The following is a 23,636-nucleotide window of genomic DNA, read 5'->3' as shown; positions in this document are numbered from 1 at the left end:
CCGGCATGAGTGGCGTCTCGAGTATGAGTAAAGTGATGCGTAGCCTCGGTATTTTCGGCATAGGCGGAAAGGGCGCGACCGCGCTGTCGGCCCAGCGCCCCGAAGTGCTGCGCCGCAAGACGATCGCCAACAATGCCCGCCTCATGATCGCTGCCTCCATGGTGCTGATGCCGCTCGCCATGTGGGCGCTGATCGGCAAATCCGCGCTCGGTTTTGCCTTGGCCTGCGTGGGCCTGACCGGCGGCATGCTCAGCCTTGCTCTTTATCACCGCGGTCGCCATGACGATGCCGCGCTTGCCCAGGTTGTCAGCATCATAGGCGCTGGCGTGGTGCTGACGCTGGTTGATTCGCGTCTTGCCGACATGGGTCTGACGGTGACACTGATGGGGCCGATCCTCGCGGCGCTTCTGGCCGACAAGACGATTCGCCTCTGGAGCTGGTTGAGCGTTGGCGGCGTGCTGCTATTTGGCGCCATAGGGTCCTGGCTCTCGGTGCCGACAGACGCGGCGCTAGCCAACGAAGCCATGATTGCCGGAACGTTTGCGTTCGGCGTTGCCGTGGCGCTCGTTGCGCATACGACCCACACGATCAATGCCGGCTATGTCGTCCACGACAAGGCTCAGATCAACACTTACCGGCACCTCGTCGATAATGTGCAGGATACGGTCCTCTCGTTTTCGGCCGAGGGCGATATCCTTTCCGCTTCGCCCTCCGCAGAGGCCCTTTTCGGCAGCCCGCGCTACCAGCTGAGCTCTGCTTCGCTCGGCGAACGCATCCATGTCATGGATCGGCCTGCCTATCTTACAGCCTTTGCCGATGCCAATTATGCCGGCCGCAGCCGCACCATCGAGGTGCGCATGCGCCGCGACGATCCGCATGGCGCGCGCGGCCTGCCGCTGTTCATCTGGGTGGAAGTGCGGTTCTCGCCGCTCAAGGAGCAGACCGGCAACGGGCGCTTCGAAGTCACGGCGCTGATGCGCGACATTACCGAGCGCAAGGATGCGGAAGCGTCCATGGCCGAGGCCAAGCGCTCGGCCGAAGAAGCGTTGCAGGCCAAGTCCAGGTTCCTCGCCACGATTGGCCATGAGCTGCGTACGCCGCTCAATGCCGTCGTCGGTTTCTCGGAAATGATGACCACCGGCATTGGCGGCGAGTTGTCGCCGACCCATCGCGAATATGCTGGCCTCATTCATCAAAGTGGCAAGCACCTGCTCGACGTTGTCGGCATGCTGCTCGACATGAGCCGTATCGAGGCAGGAAAATTCGAGATCATCACTGCGCGCTTCCAACCGGACGAGATCGTGCCAGCCTGCTTTGCCATGGTCGAATCCATGGCCAAGGGCCGCTCGATCACGCTTTTGGCCGAGATCGAACCGGACTTGCCTTCGTTGCTTGCAGACGAGCGCGCCTGCCGTCAGATCCTGATTAACCTGCTCTCGAACGCCATCAAGTTTAGCCACGAGGGCGACACGGTGACGCTCGTGGTCAAGCGTCAGGGCCAGTCACTGAGCTTTGCCGTACGCGACCAAGGCATCGGCATGGCGCCCGTCGCGCTTGAACGAATCGGCGAACCATTCTTTCAGGCGCAGGATGGGCTCAACCGGCAGTACGAGGGAACTGGCCTCGGGCTGTCGATCGTCAAGGGTCTTGCCGAGCTTCATGGCGGCACACTGCGCGCCATGTCCGAGATTGGAGCGGGGACAACCATGACGGTGCTGCTGCCCATAAACGGTCCGGCAACCAAGTTGGAAGAGACTGTCGCGGTTCTACCTCTTCACCGTGAGACAGCGTCGACGCCGAAAACTTCATGGCAAAACGAAAAAAGAAAAGCGCAATGACGGCTAGCACGCTGACCCAGCTACCGCTGATGGCCGGTAGCGTCCTCATGGCCAATCTGGCGCGTGGGGCGCAATGGGCATTTGCCCGCTACATGCGCGCCCCGGCCGCCTCGACCGGCGTGCTCGCCCTTGTCACGATGAGCGCGCTGGCGAGCAGCAACGCGCTCTATTTTCAGACACAACGGCATCCGGCGCCGTTTTTCGCCCATGACACGGCGGTCCCCTACGCCGTGCCAGTGACCGATGTTTCACCCGTCGCTCCCGTGCCGGCGCCCGCCTCGATGCGCCAGGAGGCTGCCGAAGCCGGCCAACCCGCGCCGGTCGTCGAAGCCGCGCCCCAGACGACAGGTGGCGTCGCGACGCAGCCACAGGTTATCCCCGATCAGCCGGTCGGCAATGCTGAAGTCTTTGCCGTGCAGAAAAAGCTCGCCGAGCTCAAACTCTTCGAGGGTACCGTCGACGGCTATTATGGTCCAATGACCGCCCGGGCTATCCGCGCCTTCGAAGAACGCAACGGCTATGCGCCGCAGGGCGCCTTGTCGAGCGGTGTCGTCGCCGCCATTCTCGGCTCCGACGCTGAGGGCCGCGCCGCCAATGCTGCTCCGGCACCGCAGCCAGTGACCCAGCCGGTTCCACAGCCTCAAGCCGTCGCCGCACCGGTCACGCCTGCACCAACCGTGCAGCTTGCTTCAGCCGCGCCTGCCCCTGCCATCCAGCAGCCCGCGCCGGTTCAGCAGCAGCAGGATCGTGTGGTTGAGCGGTTACCGCCGCTCGGACCGGTGGAGAATGCCGTCGACACTGTAGGCGTTGCCGCTGCCAGCACGATCGATTCGATCGTGGCCGCCGTTGATGGGGCGCGTACGCCGCAACCCGTTGCCAATCCGCCCATTCCGACGGTCAGCGTCCCCTCCCAAGCCATGCCGGCTCCCGTGCAACCCGCTCAAATCGCCACACCCCAGGCCGTGACGCCGCCGCCAGCGCTTGTCCAGCAGACACCGCCCTCGGCGCCTTCAGCGGCGCGGCCACAGGCAGCCCGGCCCGCGACCGACAAGGAACTGGTGTCCGATATCCAGCGCGGTCTGGCGAGCCTTGGCTTCTTTCGCGGCAATATCGATGGCAATCCTGGACCGGAAACGGCTCGAGCAATCCGCGAATTCGAAAATTTCCATCGCTACAAGATTACCGGTCAGGTGCAGCCTGATCTCGTCGACCTGCTGCGCGATGCCGGCGCGACGATCTAGTGGCCGGCAGCCTGAGAAGCGATATCTGGTGCATGGCCTTTGTGCGCCGGCACAATGACCAGGGCAATATGTGCGTGGTGGCCCGTCGCGGCGATCCGATCGCCGGTCAGGTCTTCATCGAGGTCGATCATCTCGATGGGACGCGCTCGCTGTTTACGCCGGCCCCCATGGTCAGTCGCGGTGACAGCGCCGCCCTGATGTTTCAACGCCGGTTTAACCGGGTCGAGCCTGACCTGGTGCGCCAGCGCATAGCGCGGGAAACCGAGTTCGATCCCGATTTGTGGGTGATCAGCCTCGACCTCCGCGGCGACGATCCGGGGATCGATATCGTCAAGAACCCCGGGCTAAGCTAGCCCGGGGTTCTCACTAAAATCGGGTGAGGTTGCCTAGCCCGCGCGGCGTGCGCCGATGCGGGAGAGGGCAACCATGGCCTGTTCGACCACGGCATTGCCCGAGCCTGCGCCCGTAGAGCCCGATGCGGCAGGGGCCGGCGTGCGGCGGCTTGGCATGGTGACGGGGCGATACTGGGGCTTGGAGAGGTCGAGAAGGTTAACTTCGCCGCGCCAGGCGCTCATCAGATAGGCCATCGATTCGGCCGAGACCGTCGCAAAAAGCGAGGCGAAATCGGCCAGGGCACGCGAGCGTTCGCTGTCGTGGCTCGTCGCGTGGATCAGAACCTTGAGCCCGTCATAGGCGGAAACGCCGAAGCCGCGCAGGACGACGAAGGTCGAAGCCCCGGTTACGTCATGGGCGATCTGGCCGCAGCGGACTTCGTCGAGCCCGGTAATCTGGGCGAGAAGGCGGGTCACTTCCGGACGGCGGTTTTCCGAGAAGAGCTTCATCAGCGCCTTGGTCAGTTCTGGCGTTGCCACCGACAGCTGCTCGATGGTGCGCTGGATCGGGGCGGCCGGAGTTTCGCGATTGGCGAAGGCCTGGATGACGCGGATACGGTGGGCATCGGAGAGATCGAAAAAGGCCGGCGCGAGGAGCGCGGCGTCGAAATCCTTACGGTTGCCAAGGGCTTCGGCAACGAGATGGTCCATCTGCGCGGAGCGGGCGAGGGCGCTGAGATAGGCGCCGCGCGGGCTGATGTCGAGATTGGTCGCGAGCGCCCGGTAGACCTTACGCGAATTCATCTGGAAGAGTTTGGCGAGGACGACATTAGTCAGGTTCTTGCGGCTCGCGATGGTGGCGGCTGCGCCGACATCGTAGCGGGCGATGACATCGAGCATGGTGCGGTCGGAAAGTTCCTGCGCGTGCTGGAGGAACGAGATGAGATCTTCCCCGATATGTTCGACCACGACCTGCTCGAGCGTTGGCGACAAAAGTTCGCTCCGGCCCAGGATTGCTGCGGCTTTGGCGCGGGCCTGGGGGCTCGCCGCCTGGAAGAGGCGGGTGGCGAGGGCCTCGAACTGTTCCATTTCAGGACCGGTCGGGCGACCGCGCCGGGCATAGGCGTCGCAGGCCGCGATCAGCAGGGTATTGGTGCGGTCGACACCGCCTGTTTCGATAAGGAGCTGGAAGGTTTCGTAAGGCTGAAAACCAAGCATGATCGGGCGGAACCATCGACATTTTTTGCGCCCTCGGCGCGTTCTGGTTTCACATTGCCTAAAATTCGTTAGCAGTCCGTTAACCTTGACGATCTCTTAATAGGGCCAGGCACGAAGAGCGTCGTCGTGCCGGGGGAATCACTAAACTCGCTGCCTCCACTAGGGACGGGGGAGCGGCGCGCCAAAGGAGGTCAGCTTGGGAAAGCTGCTTATGTTCCAATTGCGGGATCGACCCGCACGACCCGGGCCAAGACAACCCGGAGACGCTCAGATATTTTTGTTCACCGGGGTACGTTATGAACGCGGTACGCCGCCGCCACCCAATGACCGTCTCGACCCGTCTCGGCGTCGTCGCAAGCGCGTCTGAAATTTTGCCGCGCGCTCTTCGAGTGATTGGCACCGCGCTGATCGCCGGTCTGGTCGTTGCCTGTGCGGCGCGGCCGGTGGGCGATTTCGGCCGGGCGCGGCCGAGCGTGTTGCACGACGACGTGTTGCCTGCGGTCGGCACGTTCATGGCGCGGCAACGCGAGCCGGTTTCGAACTTCAACCAGACCGACCAGGAACGCGAGATGCATGACCGCACCTGGCGCTTTCTGGTCGCGGCCCAGGCCAAGGACTGGATGTTCGATACCCAGGCGGAAATGCAACGCACCCGCATCAGCCGGCCGAAGGACTTCACCTTCAAGACCGACCGCTATTATGCCTGGCTCAAGCGCGAATATTATCAATCGTCGCGTGTGCGCTACGCCACGCTCGAGCGGCATATCCTAGCCGATCTCGACACACTGCCGACGACGTTTGCGAGCATCTGCGCGGTGCTCGAAGTCGACCGCAACCGCGAGGTGGCGCTACAGAGCCTGACAAATCTCGACCCCAATGCCGCAGCCGATGTTGCGGCACGGCGGTTTGAGAACACGCATCACATCGAGTGGTTCGTGCGGGCGGTGAATTATCGCCATGACAGCTATTCCTATGCGCTCGATAATCTTCTCGTCGAAACGCCACATGAGCAATCCATTGGCGTCGATCGCTCGCTCCAGCAACTGAAGATCTGGGCCGATCGCGCAAGCCGCTATGACTTCTGCTCCGGCGCCGTCGTGGCCTATGGCCAGGGCACTGTCACCATACCGTCACGCTTCCAAACCATGGTGCATGACACGGAAGTTGTCGTGCAGAAATAAGGGCTTGGGATAGTGGACGCGAAGCGAGCCGGATCGGCAATCGAGGTCTTTCTCGCTTTTCTCAAACTCGGGCTTACCAGCTTTGGGGGGCCGATAGCCCATCTGGGTTACTTTCGCGATGAGTTCGTGACGCGCCGCGGCTGGTTCGACGACCGGGCCTATGGCGATCTCGTCGCGCTTTGCCAGTTCCTGCCGGGTCCGGCCTCTAGCCAGGTGGGTTTTGCCATTGGCCTCGAGCGCGCCGGGCCGCTCGGCGCAGCCGCAGCGTGGGTCGGGTTTACGCTGCCCTCCGCCCTCTTAATGGTGGCTTTTGCCTATGGCGCGGCAGCGCTCGATGGCCCCATCGCGCAGGGTGTTCTCCATGGGCTCAAACTCGTTGCCGTTGCCGTTGTGGCGCAAGCGGTACTGGGCATGGCGAGGAGCCTGACACCGGACCGGCAGCGTGCAGCGATTGCGGTGCTGGCTGTTGCTGTCATGGCGCTGCTCGGCGGCGTCTGGGCACAGGTGGGCGCAATCGTACTGGGCGGCATTTTGGGTTTGGCTCTCTGCCGTGATGGCAGCGCCCAACGCGAGACTATCGAAGAAGTACGAGTGTCTCGGCGTTCAGGGCTCTTGGCTCTGGTCCTTTTCGTGTTTCTCCTCGCCATCCTCCCCCTGATCGCTGCGGGTGGGCCGGGTCTGGCCTTGTTCGACACCTTCTATCGCGCCGGTGCTCTGGTGTTTGGTGGGGGGCATGTGGTTCTGCCTTTGCTCGAAGCCGGCACGGTTGGCCAGGGTTGGCTGACACAGGACACCTTTCTTGCCGGCTATGGCGCAGCGCAGGCCATGCCCGGCCCCCTCTTTACCTTTGCAGCCTATCTCGGTGCGGCGGGCGCGCAGGTGCCCAACGGCGTGCCGGGAGCCATGGTGGCCCTAGCCGGCATTTTTCTGCCGGGGATGCTGATCCTTCTCGCGGCTCTGCCATTCTGGCGGCAACTGCGCGCCGATGCCTTGGCGCAGGCCGCCATGCGCGGGGCCAATGCTGCCGTCGTCGGTATTCTGGCGCTGGCGCTCTATGATCCGGTCTTTACGAGCGCCGTCCTGACCCCACTCGATTTTGCCATCGCGCTGGCCGGGTTCGTCGCGCTGATAAGCTGGAAAGTGCCGCCGCTTTTCGTCGTTATAAGTTTGGCGACCACTGGCGGGCTCCTGGGTGCTGCGGCCTAGGATCAGGCGTGTACAGGGCGGATCCGCCGTGTGCCGGCAAAGAGGCGGGTCATTGGCCGCTCTATGGTGAAGTAGACGGCGATGCCGATGCAGGTGCTTGCGGCCATGCCGATGGTGACGAAGAAAGCGATGGCTGGCAGATCGCCGCCGAGGTCGAGTTTCTTCCAAACCTGCGTGAGTGCCGACAGGGTCATGCCATGCGAGAGATAGATGGAATAGGACGCGTCGCCGAGCAATTTGGGCACGCGCCAGCGGCCAATATCGCCGAGCCGATCGAGCATCACAAACCCGGCGAGAACCAGAGCCGTCGGGACGCCGAAGAACCAGGCGCGCGAGAGGCCGACGCTGGCGGAGTAGGGAATGAAAAGCATCAAGACGCCAAGAGCGATGAGCCCCCAGGCCGGCGCACGACTGAGCCGAATCCGATCATTGGTCAGCGCGGCGGCGATGATCATGCCGAACAGAAATTCGAGGATGATGGCATCGGTCCAGAATTCGAGCGCCGCATTGTTGGGGGAGAACAACCCGCCAAGAGCCGAAAGTGAGACGAGAACGGCGCCGACCGACCAGAGCCTTGCCTTGGCCGGCAGCAACAGCGCCATGCCGAAGATGGCGTAAAAATACATCTCGTAATTGAGCGTCCAGCCGGGCACGAGCACCGGGTAGATGGCGTCGACCACCGGATGCGGATAGGGCAGAAACAGGTAGGACGAGACGATGTGCGCGAGGTCGAACTTGCCACTGCCGAGAAGTCGTGGCGCGGCGAGCGCTGCAACCACCATTATGCTGGTGAAGAACCAATAAAGCGGCACGATCCGGACAATGCGCTTTTTATAGAACTGGACCGGGGTGACATCGCTATCCTTCGTCGTGACGAACATGATGAAGCCGCTGATGACGAAAAAGAGGTCGACGCCCGCAGCCAGAAGGTCGGTGAACCCGATCGGACTGCCAATGCGAGAGAACTGAATGCTCAGATGGTCGGCGACAACAGACAACGCTGCGACAGCTCGCAAATATTGAATTGAATTATATTCAATTCGCGTTGTCATTCTGCCTCGTGGAGCTCGTCGATCGTTTATCGATCATTAACCCTACAAGGCTCGACCTGCCAGATTTGCAGCAGGCAGCGCTGCAAATCTCTTTAATTAAGATTAACGCCCAACGGTCACGAGGTATGACGAACGCCGGCTAGCCGCGCGGCAGACTTGGGCGCGAAATCGGAGATAATGTCGATATCGCGCCACTGAGCGGCGTTGACCTCGTCGGCCTGGTAGACCAGCGGCAGGGCAGGATCGGCAAGAAAGAGAAATTGCAAGTCATGATGGACGTGATCGGGCTCCCGGCGGGAAGACTTGCCGGGAACATCATGGCTATCGATGACGAAGGGAAGATCCTGTCCGCGATGCCAGGGATGAAGACGGAGGCCCTGAACGCCGGTTTCCTCGACCGCTTCCCGGGCGGCGGAAAGATGGAAGCGATCTGTCGGCTCGTAATGTCCACCCGGCTGCAGCCAGCGGCCAATGGTGATGTGGTCGATGACCAGGATTTTAGCGTGATCAGGCGAGAGCACGATAGCGCTGGTCGTCAGGTGACCCGGCAATGTCTCGCGTTGATCGAGCCGATGACCTTCCGCCATCTGCCAGCGTAAGAGCGAAAGATGCTCGTTCTGCGCGGCAACTTCGGCGCGGTAGCGACTGACGGCGGTTTCGAGGGCGGCGGCAAACGATTCTGGAGACATGGATCGGGTCTATCCCAGGATCATCGCCGCAGCCAACGGATTAGGCTTACTTGAAGCCCGGCGGCGGTTCCGCCAGCGCGACGCGGTTTCCATCTGGATCAAAGACCTGAGCCACCTTGCCAAATGAACCGGAGGCCAGATTGACTGCCTCGATGCCCTGACCGGCAAGGCGCTCGATTTCAGTGGCGAGATCAGGGGTGACGATGGTCATCATCGATTTGCCGGCCGCCTGGGCATCTTCCCAAAGCTGCAGGCCGGCACCGCCGATATCGCGCCACTGAACCATTCCGGGAATAGGCTTATCATCGACCGCGCGGCCGATGAGTTTTTGATACCAGGCACGGGCGCGATCAAGGTCGGCAACGACCATTCCGGCATAGACGCCTTGGACGGCGATGGTTTGTTGAAGAGGCATGGCAATTCTCCTTCTGCAGACAAGACGTATGAGACGTCAGCAACTCGACATGGCCGCTCGATCAAAGATTAGAAGCGGGCGGAACGAATGGACTCCGCGCAAGTTTGGCATGGCATGGCAGTCCTGGACCTCATGGTTGGAGAAGACCTGCGCGCGCTGGCTCAAGGCACGTGGTACATTGCCATGACCAATTTGCCGCTTTGGAGAAAGCGCTCCGGCGCGATCACCTATGCACCACTCCCTGGCGGAGCGCTTTCGGATGTCGTGACCTGGCAATCTGGGCAACGCGAAGGCACTGTGGTGGGCATCGACCAACCCATCGATGACAAGCGCTGGCAATGGGAATGGCGCGGCGTCGAGCCGACGACATTCTTTGTCAAAAGCCGCTGGCGCTTTATCGCCGGCGACCTGCGGCATGGCTGGGCCGTTACGGAATTTGAAAAAACGCTCTTCACCCCAGCCGGGATCGACGTCTATTGCCGCCGCCCGCAGCCGTCTCATGCGCAATTGCGCGAGGCGCTGAGCGCCGTGCCCAAGGATTTGGCGCAAGAACTTTTCGTGCCCCCGACTTGGGGCCAGAACACGCTGCGCTAGGCAATCAGCCGCGTGGCATGAAGAGGATGATTCCGGCGCCAGCGATGGCAAGCAGGGCCCCGGCGATATCCCATTGATCGGGCAGGCGCCCTTCGACAGCCCAAAGCCAGAGGACTGACGAGGCGATGTATACCCCGCCATAGGCGGCGAAAGCGCGCCCGGCTTGATCGGAAGGGGCAAGGGTCAAAAGGCAGGCAAAGGCGATCAGCGCAGCAACGCCCGGCACCAGCCAGAAGGCCGATTTTTCGAGCCGGAGCCAGGCCCAGAACGCAAAGCAGCCGGCAATTTCGGCAAGGGCGGCCAGCACGTAGATCGCAATGGTCGGCAGAGCCGGCGCCATCATGGCCGCGGGCCGCAGCGGATGGCAGAAAGCCTTTCGGCAAAGCGGGCGCGCACGGCTTCATGGGGCGGGGCGAGGCGCAGGACCAGAGCCAGCCGATCGCTTTCGGCCTCGACGACGAGGAGGCCCTCTTCGATATCGAGCTGCTGCTGCGCCAGAAGCCGGGTCTGTGCCTGATTGAAGATGCCGAGTTCCACGGTCTGGCCAATGCCGTCGCGATTGGTGGTGGAATAGGTGACGGTTCCCGCTTCGTTGAAGATAGCCAGCGACCAGAAGGCGTCGGGCAAGATGCCGGAGAGATAAACGGGGCCCTGGGAGAGATCGACCTGGCAAAGACCATAAACCAGTTCCGGATCGAGCCCGAGCGGGTTGGGTTCGCCGGCCTTGATTTCGGGAAGGACCAGCATCTTGTTTTCCGCTTCATAAGCGGAAAGTCGCGACCAGGTGGTCTCTTCAGCCAGCATGGGCAGGGTGAGGATGACGACGACGTGGATAATGCCGCCGAGAAGGACGCCGCCGACCAGCCAGAGGATGATCCGCATCATGCGCAGTCTCCCCTTGTGATGGTGGGCATGGTGTCGTTATTCGAGCCGAAGCCGGAAAAGGCGGTGGTGTCGTATAGGGTGAGCCTGAGGGCAAACGCACCTTCGCCCTTGAGTTCGAGCCAATTGCCCGGCGACAGGAAGCGGCCGACATGAAGGGTCATGACGCCTTCATTGTCGCGCACGACTTCGCTCGAGCGGAGGGACAATTCGGCATCGGACGCGGCGAGATTGCGACCCTGCGGATCGACGGCAACGAGCGTCCAGAAGGTCGAAACGGGCACATGGCCGACAAGGGTATAGCTGCACGAGAGGTTGAGCGGTTCGCCGGCATTGTCGGTGGTCGAAACGAACTGCAGGCCCTCGGCGCGGCCCAATTGCAGGGCTGCTTCCCGCGTCAGGTGGCCGCGGGAATAGGGATTGGGCGCAGACGAGCCAAGGTCCGGCCACGAAATCCAGGGCCCGATTTCGGCAGCGCCGAACAGGCGGCCGTCGGTCAGCGCATAATAGCTGAGGCCAAAACCGGTGCACAGGGCCACCGCAATCGACGCCAGAAGCAGGAGAACGAAACGCACGTTGGCTCAGCGTCCTTGAGGGTTTGGCATGGCGTGCCGGCCCGGCACCGGTGCGAACACCGCTAGCCTATAGCAACCAAGCGCCCGGGGCGGAAGGGCGATCAAAGGCCGGTGGTCTGCATCGGTACGCTCGCCTGATCGGCAGGCGGGGCGAGGTCCTGGATGGCGGCGTCGAGCCGGCCGGCAAGATCGAGCAGCTTTCGCGCAGCAGCCGGCGTCAGGTTCGGCGGGCGCTCGATGGTTTCCTCAGCCGGGACTTCGGCATTGGCATCGGCGACGATGGTCTGCTGCGGCACGAAATCGACGCCGAAGACCGGCTGGATCTCGATATTGGTGTGCGCATAGGCCATGAACTTTTGCCAGGCAATCGCTGGAAGGCTGCCTCCGGTGAGGTTGTTGGTCGGCCGGTAGTCGTCGTTTCCGAACCAGACGGCGGCGACGTAATTGCCGGTAAGCCCGCAGAACCAGGCATCGCGATAAGAGCTCGTGGTGCCACTCTTGCCCAGTGTCGGTACGCCCTCGACGCGGGCACGCGTGCCGGTGCCGCTCTGGGTCACGGCGTACATCATCTGGTTCATATAGGCGACGGTCTGCTCGGAAAGGACCCGCTCGCGCGGCGCGTCGGGATCGGTCTCATAGACCGGATCGCCGGTGAGCGTGGTGATGCGGGTGATGCCGAAAGCCGGGGTCTTGTAGCCGTGATTGGCAAAAACGGCGTAGGAGGAGGTCATGTCGATAACCGAAACCGACGCGACGCCCAAGGCGAGCGAGCGGGTAACCGGGTAATCGGCGCGCAGGCCCATGCGGTGGCTGAGCGCGGCGATGGTGTCGCGGCCGGTCTTGATCGAGAGCGTCACGGGCACGGTGTTGAGCGATTGGGCAAAGGCGCTCTGGAGGCTGACGGTGCCCTTGTAGTTGCGGCCATAATTCTGCGGGCACCAATCCCCGATACAGACCGGGCGGTCGGTGATGGGGTCGGAGGGTTTCAGGCCAAGCTGCTCGAAGGCCTCGGAATAAACGAAGACCTTGTAGGCCGACCCCGGCTGGCGGGTTGAGACGATGGCACGGTTGAACTGGCTCTTGCCGTAATCCATCCCCCCCACCATGGCGCGGATGGCGCCCTGGGTATCGGTGACGACCATGGCGGCCTGGCTGACGCGATATTGCTCGCCCTGCTCGCGTACGACCGAGGTGACGGCCTCCTCGGCATACTTTTGGAGCGTCGTATCGATGGTGGTGCGGACGACGAAATTATTGCCCGGCGAGCCGGTCTCTTCGATCTTGAGCTTGGCCTCCTCGAAGGCGTAATCGAGAAAGTAATTGGGCGAATCGACGTCGGCCGTCCGATCAACGGGGGAGGCCGGATGGCGGCGGGCGGCGGTGACCTGGCCTTCTGTGAGGAAGCCGGCGGCGACGAGATTGGTGAGAACGAGATTGGCGCGGCCGCGCGCGGCGGCGAGGTCGACATGCGGCGCATAGCGCGTCGGGGCCTTGAACATCCCGGCGAGCATGGCGGCTTCGGCGAGATTGATGTCCTGCACGCGCTTGCCGAAATAATATTCGGCCGCCGCGGTGACCCCGAAATTGCCGCCGCCCATATAGGCGCGGTCAAAATAGAGCTTGAGTATCTGATCCTTGGAATAGTGCCATTCGAGCCAGATCGCGAGATAGGCCTCGATGATCTTGCGCTCGAACGTGCGCTCTGAGGAAAGGAAGAGGTTTTTCGCCAGCTGCTGGGTGAGCGAAGAGCCGCCCTGGGTGGAATTGTCGCCCTGGGCGTTCGAGGCAAGGGCGCGCAGCGTGCCGACGATATCGATGCCGAAATGGTCGTAGAAGCGCCGGTCTTCGGTGGCGAGCGTTGCCTTGATCAGATAATCGGGCATCTGGTCGAGCGCGACGCTGTCGTCCGAGCGGATGCCGCGACGGCCGATCTCGTTGCCGAAGCGATCGAGGAAGACGACGGAATAATCCTCGGCCTTGTTGAAGGCGCCACGATCGATGATGGAAAAGGCGGGAAGCGCAAAGGCCAGCATGATGACCGCGCCGATCGCCCCGAAGGTAAAGGCATCGGAAAGCACCTCGACAAAGAAGCGCTTGACGCCGCGGACGGTGAAGCGGCTCATGAAATCCTGGTAACGCGTGTACCAGCGGCCGAGCGCCTGCCAGAATTCATAGAGCGAGGAATCGAGCCAGGCATCCGCCGCCAGCATGCCGCCGGCGCGTTTTGGCCGCTTTTCCTTGCTATAGAACGGATCTTGCACGCCTTACCCCTTGCCCAGTCGCCGAATTTTGTCTTGCGCGCCGGAGCATTGCAATTGCATCGCTGGAATATGATTGCGCGCCACGCAAGACAAGCGCAAACCGGCAACAGAATGAACGAGACCGATTAACGCATGGCCTTCTGGGAAGAAAAAACCCTCGACCAAATGACGCCTGCCGAATGGGAGGCGCTCTGCGATGGCTGCGGGCGCTGTTGCCTCATCAAGCTCGAGGACGAGGATACCGGCACGCTGATCACCTCGGACGTGCGCTGCCAGTTGCTCGACGGCGACACCTGCGGCTGCACCGATTACCCCAATCGTCAAAAGAAGGTGCCTGACTGCATCAAGCTGACGCCGCAGAACGTCGTCGAAATCAAATGGATCCCGACCACCTGCGCCTATCGCCGGCTGGCCGAAGGCAAGGGCCTTGCCTGGTGGCACCCGCTGATTTCGGGCGATCCGCAAACCGTCGTCGATGTCGGTGTTTCGGTCAAAGGCCGGACCTTTCTCGAGACCGATGTCGATCCGGACGAGTGGGAAGAGCACGCAGTCGACTGGCCTGAATGGGAGCCGCCAGAACATCTTTGAGGCAACTAGAGTTGAAATTGTCACAAAAGCTGTTCCTTGTGACGATTATTTAATACTTACGTAGTTCGACACCTTGCCAAATCACCTGCTTCGGTAACTTCTCATTAACCATAGTGTGACCAGATCGGCGTCGGATCAGGCGCCCGGGGGGCAGGCACGATGAGCATGACCGAAACTGTGCAGGGGGATCGCTTTTGGCAGCGGGTGCGAGCGTTGCTCGGCCGGCAAGCCGACAATCGCCGCAATGATGGCGCGACGGTCCTACGGGCGCTGGGCAAGCGGCACGCGACTGGCCGGCCGCTCGAAGAAGAACTGCAGAATGGTTGGCTGATCGCTTCAGAGCGCAATGTATCGCTCTGCGTCCTGGCGATGGAAATCGACTGTTTCGACGAATATCTCGCAGCCTATGGACGCGACGCAGCAGAAGATTGCCTCGAGCAAATCGACCATGTGATCGGCAGCATGCTCAAACGCGACGACGATCGCTGCCTGCGGTTGGGGCAGAGCGGGTTTTTGCTGATCCTGCCCGATATGCCGGTCTTGATGGCGCGCGATCTTGCGGCCAGGATTTCCACAGCCGTGCGGCGCGCGGGTCTCGTGAACAAGGAAAGCCATGCCGGCGCGGTGACGCTTGGGGCGGGGCTGGCGGTGGTCAATCCGGAACCGCCCTACGATCGTTCTGTGTTCGACCTGGCCAAGCAGGCCTTGCGCAAGGCGCAACGGCGGGGGCTGGGCCGGCTCGATATTGCGGACCTGCGCGGCGAGAAGCAGAAAGTCGCAGCTTAAGCACCATCCTCCGAAGTGCGGCGGAGGGTTTTGCTTTGCGCCGGGGTGCAGCCCTGGATATTCCGCCTGCTAGATTTCCTTTTCCGCCTAATGCGTGGCGCCCTTGCGCTGCGCGATAAGGAGAAGGGCGGTTGCCAATCTTTTCCTCACCCCCTATAGAGCCCGTCCCCGCGCGGTTGCCGCGCATTTCCCTTTTCGTGGACGGTTTGCGATGGCGCTCAGCTGCGGCCTCGATTTCGGCACTTCCAATTCGACGCTGGGACGCATCGGCCCCGATGGACAGCCTGATCTTCTAGCGCTCGAAGGCAGCAGCAAGACCATTCCGAGCGTCTTGTTCTTTGGCTTCGAAGACGACCGGCTGCGGTTTGGGCGCGATGCTGTGGCCGAATATGTGAGCGGGGCCGATGGGCGCCTGATGCGTTCGCTGAAGAGCGTTTTGGGCACCGCGCTCTTCAACGACACGACGCGGATCAAGGGGCGACGGCTCGGGTTCGGCGAGATCATCGGCAGCTTTGTCGGGGAATTGAAGCGGCGCGCGGAAGCACAGCTTGGCGATGAACTGACCCAGGTGGTGATGGGCCGGCCGGTGCATTTCGTCGACGACGATCCGGTGGCCGATGCGGCGGCGCAGGGGCAGCTCGAAGCAGCAGTGCGGGCGCAGGGTTTTGAAGAGATCGCCTTTCAGTTCGAGCCGATTGCGGCGGCGCTCGACTATGAGCGGCAGGTCAATGGCGAAAGGCTGGCGCTAATCGTCGACCTTGGCGGCGGTACGTCGGACTTTTCGGTGGTGCGGGTTTCGCCCGAGCGAAGCGGGCTGGCGGATCGCAGCGGGGATATTCTCGCGACGGCGGGCGTGCATATCGGCGGGACCGATTTCGACCGGCTGCTGTCAATGGCCAAGGTAATGCCGGAGCTGGGGCTTGGCAGCGAAACCAAGGACGGCAAGCGGTATCTGCCAGTCGCGCCATATGTGGAATTGTCGACCTGGCACCGGATCAACCGGCTTTACGATGCGCAGGCGCAGCGCGACCTGCGCTCGACCATGCTCGAAGCGAAAGAGGCCGATCGGGTCGAGACCATGGTTATGCTGGTTGAGGACCGTCTGGGGCACAGGCTGATCGGGCGGGTCGAGGAGGCCAAGATCGATCTGTCGGATCGGGCAGAGACGCTGTTCGACTTTCCTGTGCGCGACCGGGACATCCGGACCACCATCACGGCGGCTGAATTGGGCGCGGCGCTGGCGGATTCCATCGGGCGGCTGGAAACAACGATCGGCGAGACGCTAAGACGGGCCGGGCTTGGGCGCGCGGCGGTCGATAGCTTGATTTTGACGGGGGGGTCGACGCTGGTGCCGGCGGTGGCGGGGCAATTGCAGGGATTGTTTCCGGACGCGGACGTGGTGCGCACCGATGTCTTGGGGAGCGTGGGGCTTGGTCTGGCGATGGAGGCCAAGCGGGTTTTTGGGTGAGGGGGTAGGGTTCGCCTTAGAAATCTGTGTTTGCCGGTCACCCCCTCCAGGCCTTCGCCATTCAGGGAGCACTTTGTACGCTGGACTGTCGGTAGCATGCCTTCCCAACCACGGACACGGTGGAAATTGGAAACGCCGCGCGGGTCCAAAGTGAGCACGCCCTATTCAGGGGGAGGTGGGGCGTCGAGTTTGCGGGGCTTTTGGTGGTGGAAGCGAGGGCCTGCTCATCCTGCGCAAACCAGCCTGCGGCTCTCGCCGAAACCGTAAAACCCAAAAACTTATGCATCTTATCCCCGCGTCACGGTGACCTGCTATTGTTTGGGTATGGTCGAAGAAGTGGGTGAGGCGGAGCGGATGGATTGCCAGCCTTTGTTAGGGTTGGCGGGCTGGACGACCGGGGCGCAATCGAAGCGCCCCTTGATGAAGCGATTGAAGAACTGACCCTGGCTGCCGGCTTCGCTGAACGCTTCATAAAGGTGCTGCGGCACGCCGAAATATTTGTAGCGGCGAAAGTCCGGGCCAAACCAGACAGATAGCTCCTGCTTATCCGGCTTGTAATGCATGTGGCGGATGGCGGTGGACATGGGTCTCTCCTGCTCGACTCCGCAAAGACGAATCCCGCCCGATTCCGGGAGGTTCCGGCGGCGGATTCACAATCGAGTCAATGACATGGATGACGTGCGCAAGCCCGACTGGGACACCATTCGGGAAGAGTATGAAGGCCGGCTGTTCCTACCCTCCGTGATCTGCCAGCGGCATGGGATCTCCGAAATGCAGCTGCGCTATCGCCGGCAAACGGAAGGCTGGCTCAGTTCGCGATCGAGAGTGCCCAAGCATGGCGACATCGTGGTGCGGATGCTCAAGGTTTTGGACAGCCAGGTGAGACAATTGGAGAAGGCAGTGGACGAACCGATCGACAAACAGGTGAAGGCGCTGAGCGAAACGGTGAAAACGCTCGATGCGCTGATCAAGCAGGGGGCGACCAAGCCCAATGTGGAACCGGCAAGCCGCAAGGATATGACGGATATGCGGGCCAAGCTCGTTAAGCGCCTGGAGCAGTATAACGCACGATAGGGGCGCGGCGTGACCGACACGGACGTTTGGGACAATGCGCCTTTCCAGGGGCCAAGGCTGCCTCCCGAGGAAGAGGTGAAGCGGCTCGACGACGAGGCCGCGGAGAAGAAATTATTCGACTGGTCGTTTTGGGCTTTTCCCAAGCAATTGCCACCGGCGGGCGACTGGACGACGTGGCTGCTGATGGGCGGGCGCGGCTCGGGCAAGACGCGGGCGGGAGCCGAATGGGTGCGGACGCTGGCGCGGGAGCGGGTGTCGCCGATAGCGCTGGTAGGCGAGACTATGACCGAGGCGCTGAGCATCATGGTGCGGGGCGAAAGCGGCATCATCGCGGTGCATCCGGACGATGAGCGGCCGATCCTGCGGGGCGGCAATCGATTGGTCTGGCCTAATGGGGTCGAGGCTTCGATCATGACGGCGTCGGACCCGGAACGCTTTCGCGGGCCGCAATTTGCTGCCGCCTGGTGCGATGAGGCCGGGAAATGGCCGCGGGCGGAAGAAACGTTCGATCAATTGCAGTTCGGGCTGCGGCTGGGGGAACGGCCACGCCAATTGGTGACGACGACGCCGCGGCCGACGAAGCTGATCAAGCGGCTGCTTGCGGACCCGCAGACGGTGACGGTGCGGATCACGACGGAAGAGAACAAGGCGCAACTGGCGCCGACATTTCTGGAGGCCGTGGTGGTGCGCTATCGCGGTACGGTGCTGGGGCGGCAGGAGCTTGAGGGCGAGCTGATCGAGGATCGGCCCGATGCGCTTTGGCAACGTGGGATGTTCCGCGAGGGCGGGGCCGTCGATGGGCGGATCGTCGTGGCGGTCGATCCGCCAGTGACTGGGACGGCGCGGTCGGATGCTTGCGGGATTGTGGTGGTCGGACGGAGCGGCGAGGGCGCGGTGGTGCTCGAAGACGCAACGCTCAAGGGTGTGGCGCCGCTGACCTGGGCGAAACGGGCGGTGGCAGCCTACGAGGCGCACCAGGCGGACGCGATTGTCGTCGAAGTGAACCAGGGCGGCGACCTGGTGAAGGGGCTGCTTACCCAAGTGAAGGCGACGGTGCCGGTGATCGAGGTGCGGGCGAGCCGGGGCAAGTGGGTACGGGCGGAGCCGGTGGCGGCGCTTTATGCGCGGGGGCTGGTGTCGCATGTGGCGGGACTGACGGCGCTTGAGGATGAGCTTTGTGCCTTTGGGCCGGATGGCAAGGCCGATGGGCATTCGCCCGACCGGGTGGATGCGCTGGTCTGGGCGCTTACGGAGCTGTTGTTGAAGGGGCAGGGGCCGCGGGTGCGGGTGATTTAGAGGAGTACCCCCACCTAGCCTCCCCCTGGGAGGGGGAGGGACGGATCGCGTTTGCCGACATGATTGTGAGCCGCTGAGACAACCTCTCCTCACAGGGGAGGTCGGGTGAGGGCTATCGAGGGGACCAAAAAATGCCGAACTGGATGGGCCGCCTGTTTGGCGGACGGACGAATGCGCCTGCTGAAGCCAAGAGTTTTGGCGGACATTCGTTGATGACGTTGAGCGCCTTGGGGCCGGCGCAGTGGAGCGGGCGGGGTTATGCGAGCCTTGTCAATCAGGGTTTCATGCGCAATCCGGTGGTCTATCGCTGCATCAGGCTGATTGCCGAGACGGCGAACCGGGTGCCGCTGGTGGTCAGGGTCAATGGCCGGAACGTGAGCGAGCATCCGCTCGTGGCGCTGTTGCAAAGGCCGAATGGGCGGCAATCGGGCGCGGAGATGCTGGAGGCGGTTTATGCCTATCTGCAGACTTCGGGGAATGCCTATCTGCAGGCGGGTATCGTCGATGGCGGGGTGAAGGCACTGTTTGTGCTGCGGCCCGATCGGATGCGGGTCGTATCCGGGGGTGATGGCTGGCCAGTGGGCTATGACTACACGGCCGGCGGGCGCACTGTGCGGATTTCGCAGGAGACGGCGCCGGTGCCAGGGGTGCTGCATGTGGCGCTGTTTCATCCCATGGATGACCATTATGGCATGGGGCCACTCGAAGCGGCGCAGACGAGCCTCGATATCCACAATGCCTCGGCGCAGTGGAACAAGGCGCTGCTGGATAATGCTGCGCGGCCGAGCGGGGCGCTGGTCTATTCGGCGGGTGGCGGCTCGCTGACGGAAGAACAGTTCCGGCGGCTCAAGGAAGAGCTCGAGGAGAATTTTTCCGGCGCCGCCAATGCGGGGCGCCCGATGGTTCTGGATGGCGGCATCGACTGGAAGGCCATCGCCATGAGCCCGCGCGAGATGGATTTCATCGAGGCGCGGCATGCGGCAGCGCGGGACATCGCGCTCGCCTTCGGGGTGCCGCCCATGCTGCTCGGCATCCCCGGCGACAATACCTATGCCAATATGGCCGAGGCCAATCGGGCGCTGTGGCGGCAAACGCTGGTGCCGCTGGTGGTGCGGGTGGCGCAGGAACTGAGCCTGTGGCTGGGGCCGGCCTTCGAGGGTGCCGAAGTGGTGCCGGATTTCGACCAGGTCGAGGCGCTGGCGGAGGATCGGGCGGCGCTCTGGGCGAGGATTGGCGGCGCGGACTTTTTGAGCGATGCGGAGAAGCGGGAGATGGTTGGTGTCTCGCCCGCCTGACTGCGCTGAGGGGACACATCATGGACGATCTGACGAGAACCATCGTCGAGCGCGCGGATCTTGCGCATCTGGCGCTGTTTTTGTGGGCGACGGGGGCGAGTTCGCTGCTGGTTTGGGCGCTGCGGGAAATGGCGGCGGGTAACAGGCGGTTCAATGATTTCGTGAGCGAGATTGCGAGCCTCAACAGGCTCTTTCGCAAGGGGGACGAATAATGACGGAAAAGCAGGGGCGGGAAGCGGGGGTTCAGACGTTTCGGCAATTTGCCTGGAGCCTGGCGGGGACGCTGGCGGACAAGGGGAGGCCGATGGCGAAACCGCCGGGTCGATCGGCTGCTCGGCCGCAGGGGCGGGCGGGGAGCAAGCGCTGATGGCGGGGCCAATTCCCGTCGATGCCGATGGACGCTTTGCCGGATATGCGAGCGTTTTCGACCGGCTCGATAGCGGCGGTGATATTGTTTTGCCCGGAGCGTTTGCCAAAAGCCTCAGGGAGCGTGCGGGGCGCATTCGGCTCTTGTTTCAGCATGATCCCAAGGAGCCGGTGGGCTTTTGGGAGGAGCTGCGCGAGGACGCGCATGGGCTGTTTGCGCGCGGGCGCCTGGTGCCGGGCGTGCCGCGGGCGGATGCGCTCAAGCGCCTGATCGAGGCCGAGGCGCTCGACGGGCTTTCCATCGGCTTTCGCACCGTGAAAGCCAGCCGGCAGGCGGGGAACCGGCTGCTGCACGAGATCGATCTTTATGAAATTTCGATCGTGACCTTTCCGATGATGGAGGCGGCGCGGATCGCTGTTCCCATTTCGGCCGGCGCCGCCATTGCGGCTGCCACGAGGACTATCCGTAACCGATAGAAGGATGCCGACATGGATCGGATTGACGACGGCCTTGAAACCAAGGCCGGCGCGGGGACTGACGTTGCCGCGCTGTTTGGCGAATTTTCCTCCGCGTTCGAGGAATTCAAGCGCACCAATGACCAGCGCCTGAAAGAAATCGAAAAGCGCGGCACGGCCGACGGCTTGCTGGAAGGCAAGCTCGAAAAGCTCAATGCCGTGCTCGACGGGCAGAAGGCGGCGCTCGATCGCGCCACGGCGGAGCGTGGCCGCCCGGCGCTCGAGGGCAAGGGCTCAGTGCCCAATGGCGAATACAAGGAGGCCTTTTCGGCCTATGTGAAGCGCGGCGAGGAAAAGGCGCTGCAGGTCGGCGTCGGCGCCGATGGCGGCTATGTGGTGCCTGCCGAGGTTGAGGTGGAAATCACCCGGCTGATGACGGGCATTTCCCCGATTCGCGCCATTGCCGGCGTGCGCCAGGTTTCGGCTTCGGTCTACAAGCGTCCGATCACGGTGACCGGGCCGCAGACCGGCTGGGTGGGCGAGGCGGCGAGCCGCCCGACGACATCGAGCCAGACGCTGGCGGAACTGACCTATCCGACGACCGAACTCTACGCCATGCCGGCAGCGACGACGGCTTTCCTCGACGATGCGGCGGTCGATGTCGGCCAGTGGATCGCCGACGAGGTCAATGCGGCCTTTGCGGCGCAGGAAACGACGGCCTTCGTCACCGGTAATGGCGTCAACAAGCCGACCGGCTTTCTGGCGGCGACGGCGGTGGCCGAGACGAGCTGGAGCTGGGGCAACCTTGGCTATGTGGCGACCGGAACGTCCGGCGCGTTGCCGGCCAGCAATGCCAGCGATGTGTTGATTGATCTCGTCTATGCGCTCAAGGCCGGCTATCGCCAGAACGCGACCTGGGTGATGAACCGCAAGACGCAGGGGACGTTGCGCAAGCTCAAGGATGCCGACGGCAACTACCTTTGGCAGCCTTCGGCGACCGCGGACGGTCGCGCGAGCTTCATGGGCTTTCCGCTGGTGGAGGCGGAGGACATGCCGAACGTAGGAGCAAACTCGCTTTCGGTGGCCTTTGGTGATTTCCGCCGGGGCTACCTGATCGTCGATCGCCAGGGGGTGAACGTCTTGCGCGATCCTTATTCGAGCAAGCCTTATGTGCTGTTTTATACGACGAAGCGGGTTGGCGGCGGGATCGCGGATTACGATGCGATCAAGCTGCTCAAATTTGGCGTCAGCTAACCCCCACCTAGCCTCCCCCTGGTAGGGGGAGGGGGACCTATCGAGTTAGAGATACCGGCAGAGAGCCACCGCAGCACCCCTCCCCCTATCAGAGGAGGAAGGGTGGGGGGTGCTGCGGCGTTCCCAAACAAGGAATAAAACAATGACGTCCTATCTCCTGGCGGGGCCCGCCGAGGAGCCGGTTTCGCTTGTCGAGGCGAAGGGGTTTCTGAAAGTCGAAGAGGCTGCAGAAGACGGTCTGATCACGACGCTGATCGGGGCGGCTCGGCTGCATGTCGAGGGTATTACTGGCAAGGCGTTCTTGGCGCAGAGTTGGCGGATGGTGCTCGACGATTGGCCGGAGAATGGCGTCGTCAAGCTGCCGGTGGCGCCGCTAATCGCCGTGACCGAGATTTCGGCGACCGATGGCAATGGCGCGAGCCATGAGCTGACGCTCGATCAGTTTCGGTCGGAGCCCGATCGGCTGATCGTGCCGCGGGTCGTAATGGGCATGCCGGCGCTGCAGGAGCGGCAGGGGATTGAGATCGATTATGTCGCGGGGTTTGGCACGGAGCCCGAAGAGGTGCCGGCTGATCTCAAACAAGCCATGCTCGGGCTGATCGCGCATTGGTTTGAGCATCGCGATGCCGTCATCGTGGCGGGTTCGGGGGCGGTGGTGCCCACCGGGTTCGACCGGTTGGTGGCGGCGCACAAGCGGGTGCGGCTGTGAGTGAGACACTGCCGCCGATCGGCACGCTGACCGATCGGGTGCAGCTTAGGCGGCGCGAAAGCGTGGCTGAGCCGGAAGGCGGGCATGCGCGGATTTTTGTGCCGATGGGCAATGCCTGGGCGCGGGTGCGCAGCCTTTCGGGGCGGCAGGGGAACAATGCCGACGGGCGCACGGTGGCGATTTCGCATGCGGTGGTGCTGCGGTTTCGGCCCGATCTGGGGCCGGGGGATCGGATCATCTATCGCGGGCGTAATCTCGATGTGGTCAGCGCGGCGGATTTGAACGGGCGGCGGGCTTATCTGAGCTGTTCGTGTAGCGAGACGCAGGTGACGGGATGAGCCATCCGATCGTTTTGCTGCAGGGGGCGCTGGTGGCGGCGCTCGAAGCAGATGCCGCGCTGATCGGGGCGGGCGGGGTGTTCGATGCGCCGCCGCAGAACAGGCCAGCGCCTTATGTGGTGATCGACCGGCACGATATGCGCCAGACCGATGGCGATGGGACGCCGGGGCAGGAGCACCGGGTGATGGTGCGTTGCTGGGCGGATCGGCCGAGCCGGAAGGCGGCGCTGGAAATTGCCGAGCGGGTGATGGCTGCGCGGAGCGGGTTGGCGCCGGCGGGATTGGCGGTGACGCTGGCGGAGCATGTGCGAACCGAAACCGTCATTGATACCGCGACGGGGCAGGCGCGGGCCGCGGTCTTGCTGCGGTTTTTGACGGAGTAGCGGGACCCCCACCTAGCCTCCCCCTCGGGAGGGGGAGGGACGCGCTGGTGGGTGTGGTGACACTGAGAGAGGGACCAAAAGAATGGCAGCCCAGAGCGGCAAGGATATGCTTCTAAAGCTCGACCAGACGGGGTCGGGG

The 23,636-nt window shown here is 63.0% G+C and carries 27 protein-coding genes; 18 read left to right on the top strand and 9 right to left on the bottom strand.

Annotated elements, in window-relative coordinates:
* Positions 1 to 23: 23 nt before the first annotated feature.
* Genes VW35_RS20750 through VW35_RS16620 form a run of 3 tightly spaced genes read left to right on the top strand, consistent with a single transcriptional unit; the run spans position 24 to position 3,432 of the window.
* Positions 24 to 1,838: a PAS domain-containing sensor histidine kinase gene (locus VW35_RS20750; protein WP_210165917.1), complete on the top strand. Its 1,815-nt coding sequence runs from the start codon at positions 24 to 26 to the stop codon at positions 1,836 to 1,838.
* The gene (locus tag VW35_RS16625) at positions 1,835 to 3,079 is read left to right on the top strand and encodes a peptidoglycan-binding domain-containing protein (protein ID WP_046144224.1); all 1,245 of its coding nucleotides are present in this window, start codon (positions 1,835 to 1,837) and stop codon (positions 3,077 to 3,079) included. The genes VW35_RS20750 and VW35_RS16625 overlap by 4 nt, the downstream gene beginning before the upstream one ends.
* A complete protein-coding gene (locus tag VW35_RS16620; RefSeq protein ID WP_280136769.1) occupies positions 3,079 to 3,432 on the top strand; it encodes a DUF1491 family protein in 354 nt (117 codons plus the stop codon). Before VW35_RS16625 ends, VW35_RS16620 begins: the two co-directional genes overlap by 1 nt.
* 33 nt (positions 3,433 to 3,465) lie before the next feature.
* On the opposite strand, the gene VW35_RS16615 is transcribed toward VW35_RS16620, so the two are convergent.
* The gene (locus tag VW35_RS16615) at positions 3,466 to 4,629 is read right to left on the bottom strand and encodes a DUF2336 domain-containing protein (protein WP_046144222.1); all 1,164 of its coding nucleotides are present in this window, start codon (positions 4,627 to 4,629) and stop codon (positions 3,466 to 3,468) included.
* A gap of 296 nt (positions 4,630 to 4,925) precedes the next feature.
* Between VW35_RS16615 and VW35_RS16610 the strand changes: the two genes are divergently transcribed.
* Both VW35_RS16610 and chrA read left to right on the top strand, forming a co-directional pair.
* Positions 4,926 to 5,810, top strand: coding sequence for a hypothetical protein (locus VW35_RS16610; protein WP_046144221.1), 885 nt, complete (start codon positions 4,926 to 4,928; stop codon positions 5,808 to 5,810).
* Positions 5,811 to 5,822: 12 nt separating this feature from the next.
* A complete protein-coding gene (gene chrA, locus VW35_RS16605; protein WP_083982942.1) occupies positions 5,823 to 7,016 on the top strand; it encodes a chromate efflux transporter in 1,194 nt (397 codons plus the stop codon).
* Between the two features lie 2 nt (positions 7,017 to 7,018).
* Here chrA and VW35_RS16600 read toward each other — a convergent pair whose 3' ends face one another.
* From VW35_RS16600 to VW35_RS16590, 3 genes are all read right to left on the bottom strand, one after another.
* Positions 7,019 to 8,068, bottom strand: a complete 1,050-nt coding sequence (locus VW35_RS16600) for an acyltransferase family protein (protein ID WP_083982940.1) — start codon at positions 8,066 to 8,068, stop codon at positions 7,019 to 7,021.
* Positions 8,069 to 8,184: 116 nt separating this feature from the next.
* Positions 8,185 to 8,757 carry an NUDIX hydrolase gene (locus VW35_RS16595; RefSeq protein WP_052951815.1) on the bottom strand — a complete coding sequence of 191 codons (573 nt, stop codon included), beginning with the start codon at positions 8,755 to 8,757 and terminating at the stop codon, positions 8,185 to 8,187.
* A 46-nt stretch (positions 8,758 to 8,803) separates the two neighbouring features.
* Complete coding sequence (locus VW35_RS16590) at positions 8,804 to 9,172, bottom strand: VOC family protein (RefSeq protein ID WP_052951814.1); 369 nt, start codon at positions 9,170 to 9,172, stop codon at positions 8,804 to 8,806.
* A 114-nt stretch (positions 9,173 to 9,286) separates the two neighbouring features.
* Between VW35_RS16590 and VW35_RS16585 the strand changes: the two genes are divergently transcribed.
* Complete coding sequence (locus tag VW35_RS16585; RefSeq protein WP_152662639.1) at positions 9,287 to 9,766, top strand: hypothetical protein; 480 nt, start codon at positions 9,287 to 9,289, stop codon at positions 9,764 to 9,766.
* 4 nt (positions 9,767 to 9,770) lie between these two features.
* On the opposite strand, the gene VW35_RS16580 is transcribed toward VW35_RS16585, so the two are convergent.
* The 4 genes from VW35_RS16580 to VW35_RS16565 all read right to left on the bottom strand — a co-directional run bounded on the left by VW35_RS16580 (position 9,771) and on the right by VW35_RS16565 (position 13,484).
* Positions 9,771 to 10,109 (bottom strand): YnfA family protein, encoded by a 339-nt coding sequence (locus tag VW35_RS16580; RefSeq protein ID WP_244465931.1) that lies wholly within the window; start codon positions 10,107 to 10,109, stop codon positions 9,771 to 9,773.
* Positions 10,106 to 10,651: a DUF1254 domain-containing protein gene (locus tag VW35_RS16575; protein ID WP_046144218.1), complete on the bottom strand. Its 546-nt coding sequence runs from the start codon at positions 10,649 to 10,651 to the stop codon at positions 10,106 to 10,108. The genes VW35_RS16580 and VW35_RS16575 overlap by 4 nt, the downstream gene beginning before the upstream one ends.
* Positions 10,648 to 11,223: a DUF1214 domain-containing protein gene (locus tag VW35_RS16570; RefSeq protein ID WP_052951813.1), complete on the bottom strand. Its 576-nt coding sequence runs from the start codon at positions 11,221 to 11,223 to the stop codon at positions 10,648 to 10,650. The genes VW35_RS16575 and VW35_RS16570 overlap by 4 nt, the downstream gene beginning before the upstream one ends.
* Positions 11,224 to 11,324: 101 nt before the next feature.
* On the bottom strand, positions 11,325 to 13,484 hold the full coding sequence (locus tag VW35_RS16565; protein ID WP_046144217.1) for a transglycosylase domain-containing protein: 2,160 nt from the start codon (positions 13,482 to 13,484) through the stop codon (positions 11,325 to 11,327).
* 132 nt (positions 13,485 to 13,616) lie between these two features.
* Between VW35_RS16565 and VW35_RS16560 the strand changes: the two genes are divergently transcribed.
* From VW35_RS16560 to VW35_RS16550, 3 genes are all read left to right on the top strand, one after another.
* A complete protein-coding gene (locus VW35_RS16560) occupies positions 13,617 to 14,072 on the top strand; it encodes a YcgN family cysteine cluster protein (RefSeq protein WP_046144216.1) in 456 nt (151 codons plus the stop codon).
* A gap of 159 nt (positions 14,073 to 14,231) precedes the next feature.
* Positions 14,232 to 14,858 (top strand): diguanylate cyclase domain-containing protein, encoded by a 627-nt coding sequence (locus VW35_RS16555; RefSeq protein ID WP_046144215.1) that lies wholly within the window; start codon positions 14,232 to 14,234, stop codon positions 14,856 to 14,858.
* A 211-nt stretch (positions 14,859 to 15,069) separates the two neighbouring features.
* A complete protein-coding gene (locus VW35_RS16550; protein ID WP_046144214.1) occupies positions 15,070 to 16,326 on the top strand; it encodes an Hsp70 family protein in 1,257 nt (418 codons plus the stop codon).
* A 311-nt stretch (positions 16,327 to 16,637) separates the two neighbouring features.
* Here the strand turns inward: VW35_RS16550 and VW35_RS16545 are convergent, their stop codons facing one another.
* Positions 16,638 to 16,910 carry a KTSC domain-containing protein gene (locus VW35_RS16545; protein ID WP_046144213.1) on the bottom strand — a complete coding sequence of 91 codons (273 nt, stop codon included), beginning with the start codon at positions 16,908 to 16,910 and terminating at the stop codon, positions 16,638 to 16,640.
* A gap of 85 nt (positions 16,911 to 16,995) precedes the next feature.
* Between VW35_RS16545 and VW35_RS16540 the strand changes: the two genes are divergently transcribed.
* The 9 genes from VW35_RS16540 (at position 16,996) to VW35_RS16500 (ending at position 23,497) form a co-directional block, all read left to right on the top strand.
* A complete protein-coding gene (locus VW35_RS16540; RefSeq protein WP_046144212.1) occupies positions 16,996 to 17,400 on the top strand; it encodes a hypothetical protein in 405 nt (134 codons plus the stop codon).
* A gap of 9 nt (positions 17,401 to 17,409) precedes the next feature.
* Entirely contained in the window at positions 17,410 to 18,696 is a 1,287-nt protein-coding gene (locus tag VW35_RS16535; RefSeq protein ID WP_083982938.1) for a DNA-packaging protein, read from the top strand.
* 131 nt (positions 18,697 to 18,827) lie between these two features.
* Complete coding sequence (locus tag VW35_RS16530; RefSeq protein ID WP_083982936.1) at positions 18,828 to 19,991, top strand: phage portal protein; 1,164 nt, start codon at positions 18,828 to 18,830, stop codon at positions 19,989 to 19,991.
* Positions 19,992 to 20,011: 20 nt separating this feature from the next.
* Complete coding sequence (locus VW35_RS16525; RefSeq protein WP_046144209.1) at positions 20,012 to 20,203, top strand: hypothetical protein; 192 nt, start codon at positions 20,012 to 20,014, stop codon at positions 20,201 to 20,203.
* 154 nt (positions 20,204 to 20,357) lie between these two features.
* The gene (locus VW35_RS16520; RefSeq protein WP_046144208.1) at positions 20,358 to 20,834 is read left to right on the top strand and encodes an HK97 family phage prohead protease; all 477 of its coding nucleotides are present in this window, start codon (positions 20,358 to 20,360) and stop codon (positions 20,832 to 20,834) included.
* A gap of 12 nt (positions 20,835 to 20,846) precedes the next feature.
* A complete protein-coding gene (locus tag VW35_RS16515) occupies positions 20,847 to 22,067 on the top strand; it encodes a phage major capsid protein (RefSeq protein ID WP_046144207.1) in 1,221 nt (406 codons plus the stop codon).
* A 142-nt stretch (positions 22,068 to 22,209) separates the two neighbouring features.
* The gene (locus VW35_RS16510) at positions 22,210 to 22,776 is read left to right on the top strand and encodes a head-tail connector protein (protein ID WP_046144206.1); all 567 of its coding nucleotides are present in this window, start codon (positions 22,210 to 22,212) and stop codon (positions 22,774 to 22,776) included.
* Positions 22,773 to 23,114, top strand: a complete 342-nt coding sequence (locus tag VW35_RS16505) for a phage head closure protein (protein WP_046144205.1) — start codon at positions 22,773 to 22,775, stop codon at positions 23,112 to 23,114. Before VW35_RS16510 ends, VW35_RS16505 begins: the two co-directional genes overlap by 4 nt.
* Positions 23,111 to 23,497, top strand: coding sequence for a DUF3168 domain-containing protein (locus tag VW35_RS16500; protein WP_046144204.1), 387 nt, complete (start codon positions 23,111 to 23,113; stop codon positions 23,495 to 23,497). Before VW35_RS16505 ends, VW35_RS16500 begins: the two co-directional genes overlap by 4 nt.
* Positions 23,498 to 23,636: the final 139 nt, after the last annotated feature.

The sequence above is a fragment of the Devosia soli genome (genome assembly GCF_000970455.1).
GTDB classification, from domain to species: Bacteria; Pseudomonadota; Alphaproteobacteria; order Rhizobiales; family Devosiaceae; genus Devosia; species Devosia soli.
This window is presented reverse-complemented; position numbering and strand designations above follow the sequence as displayed.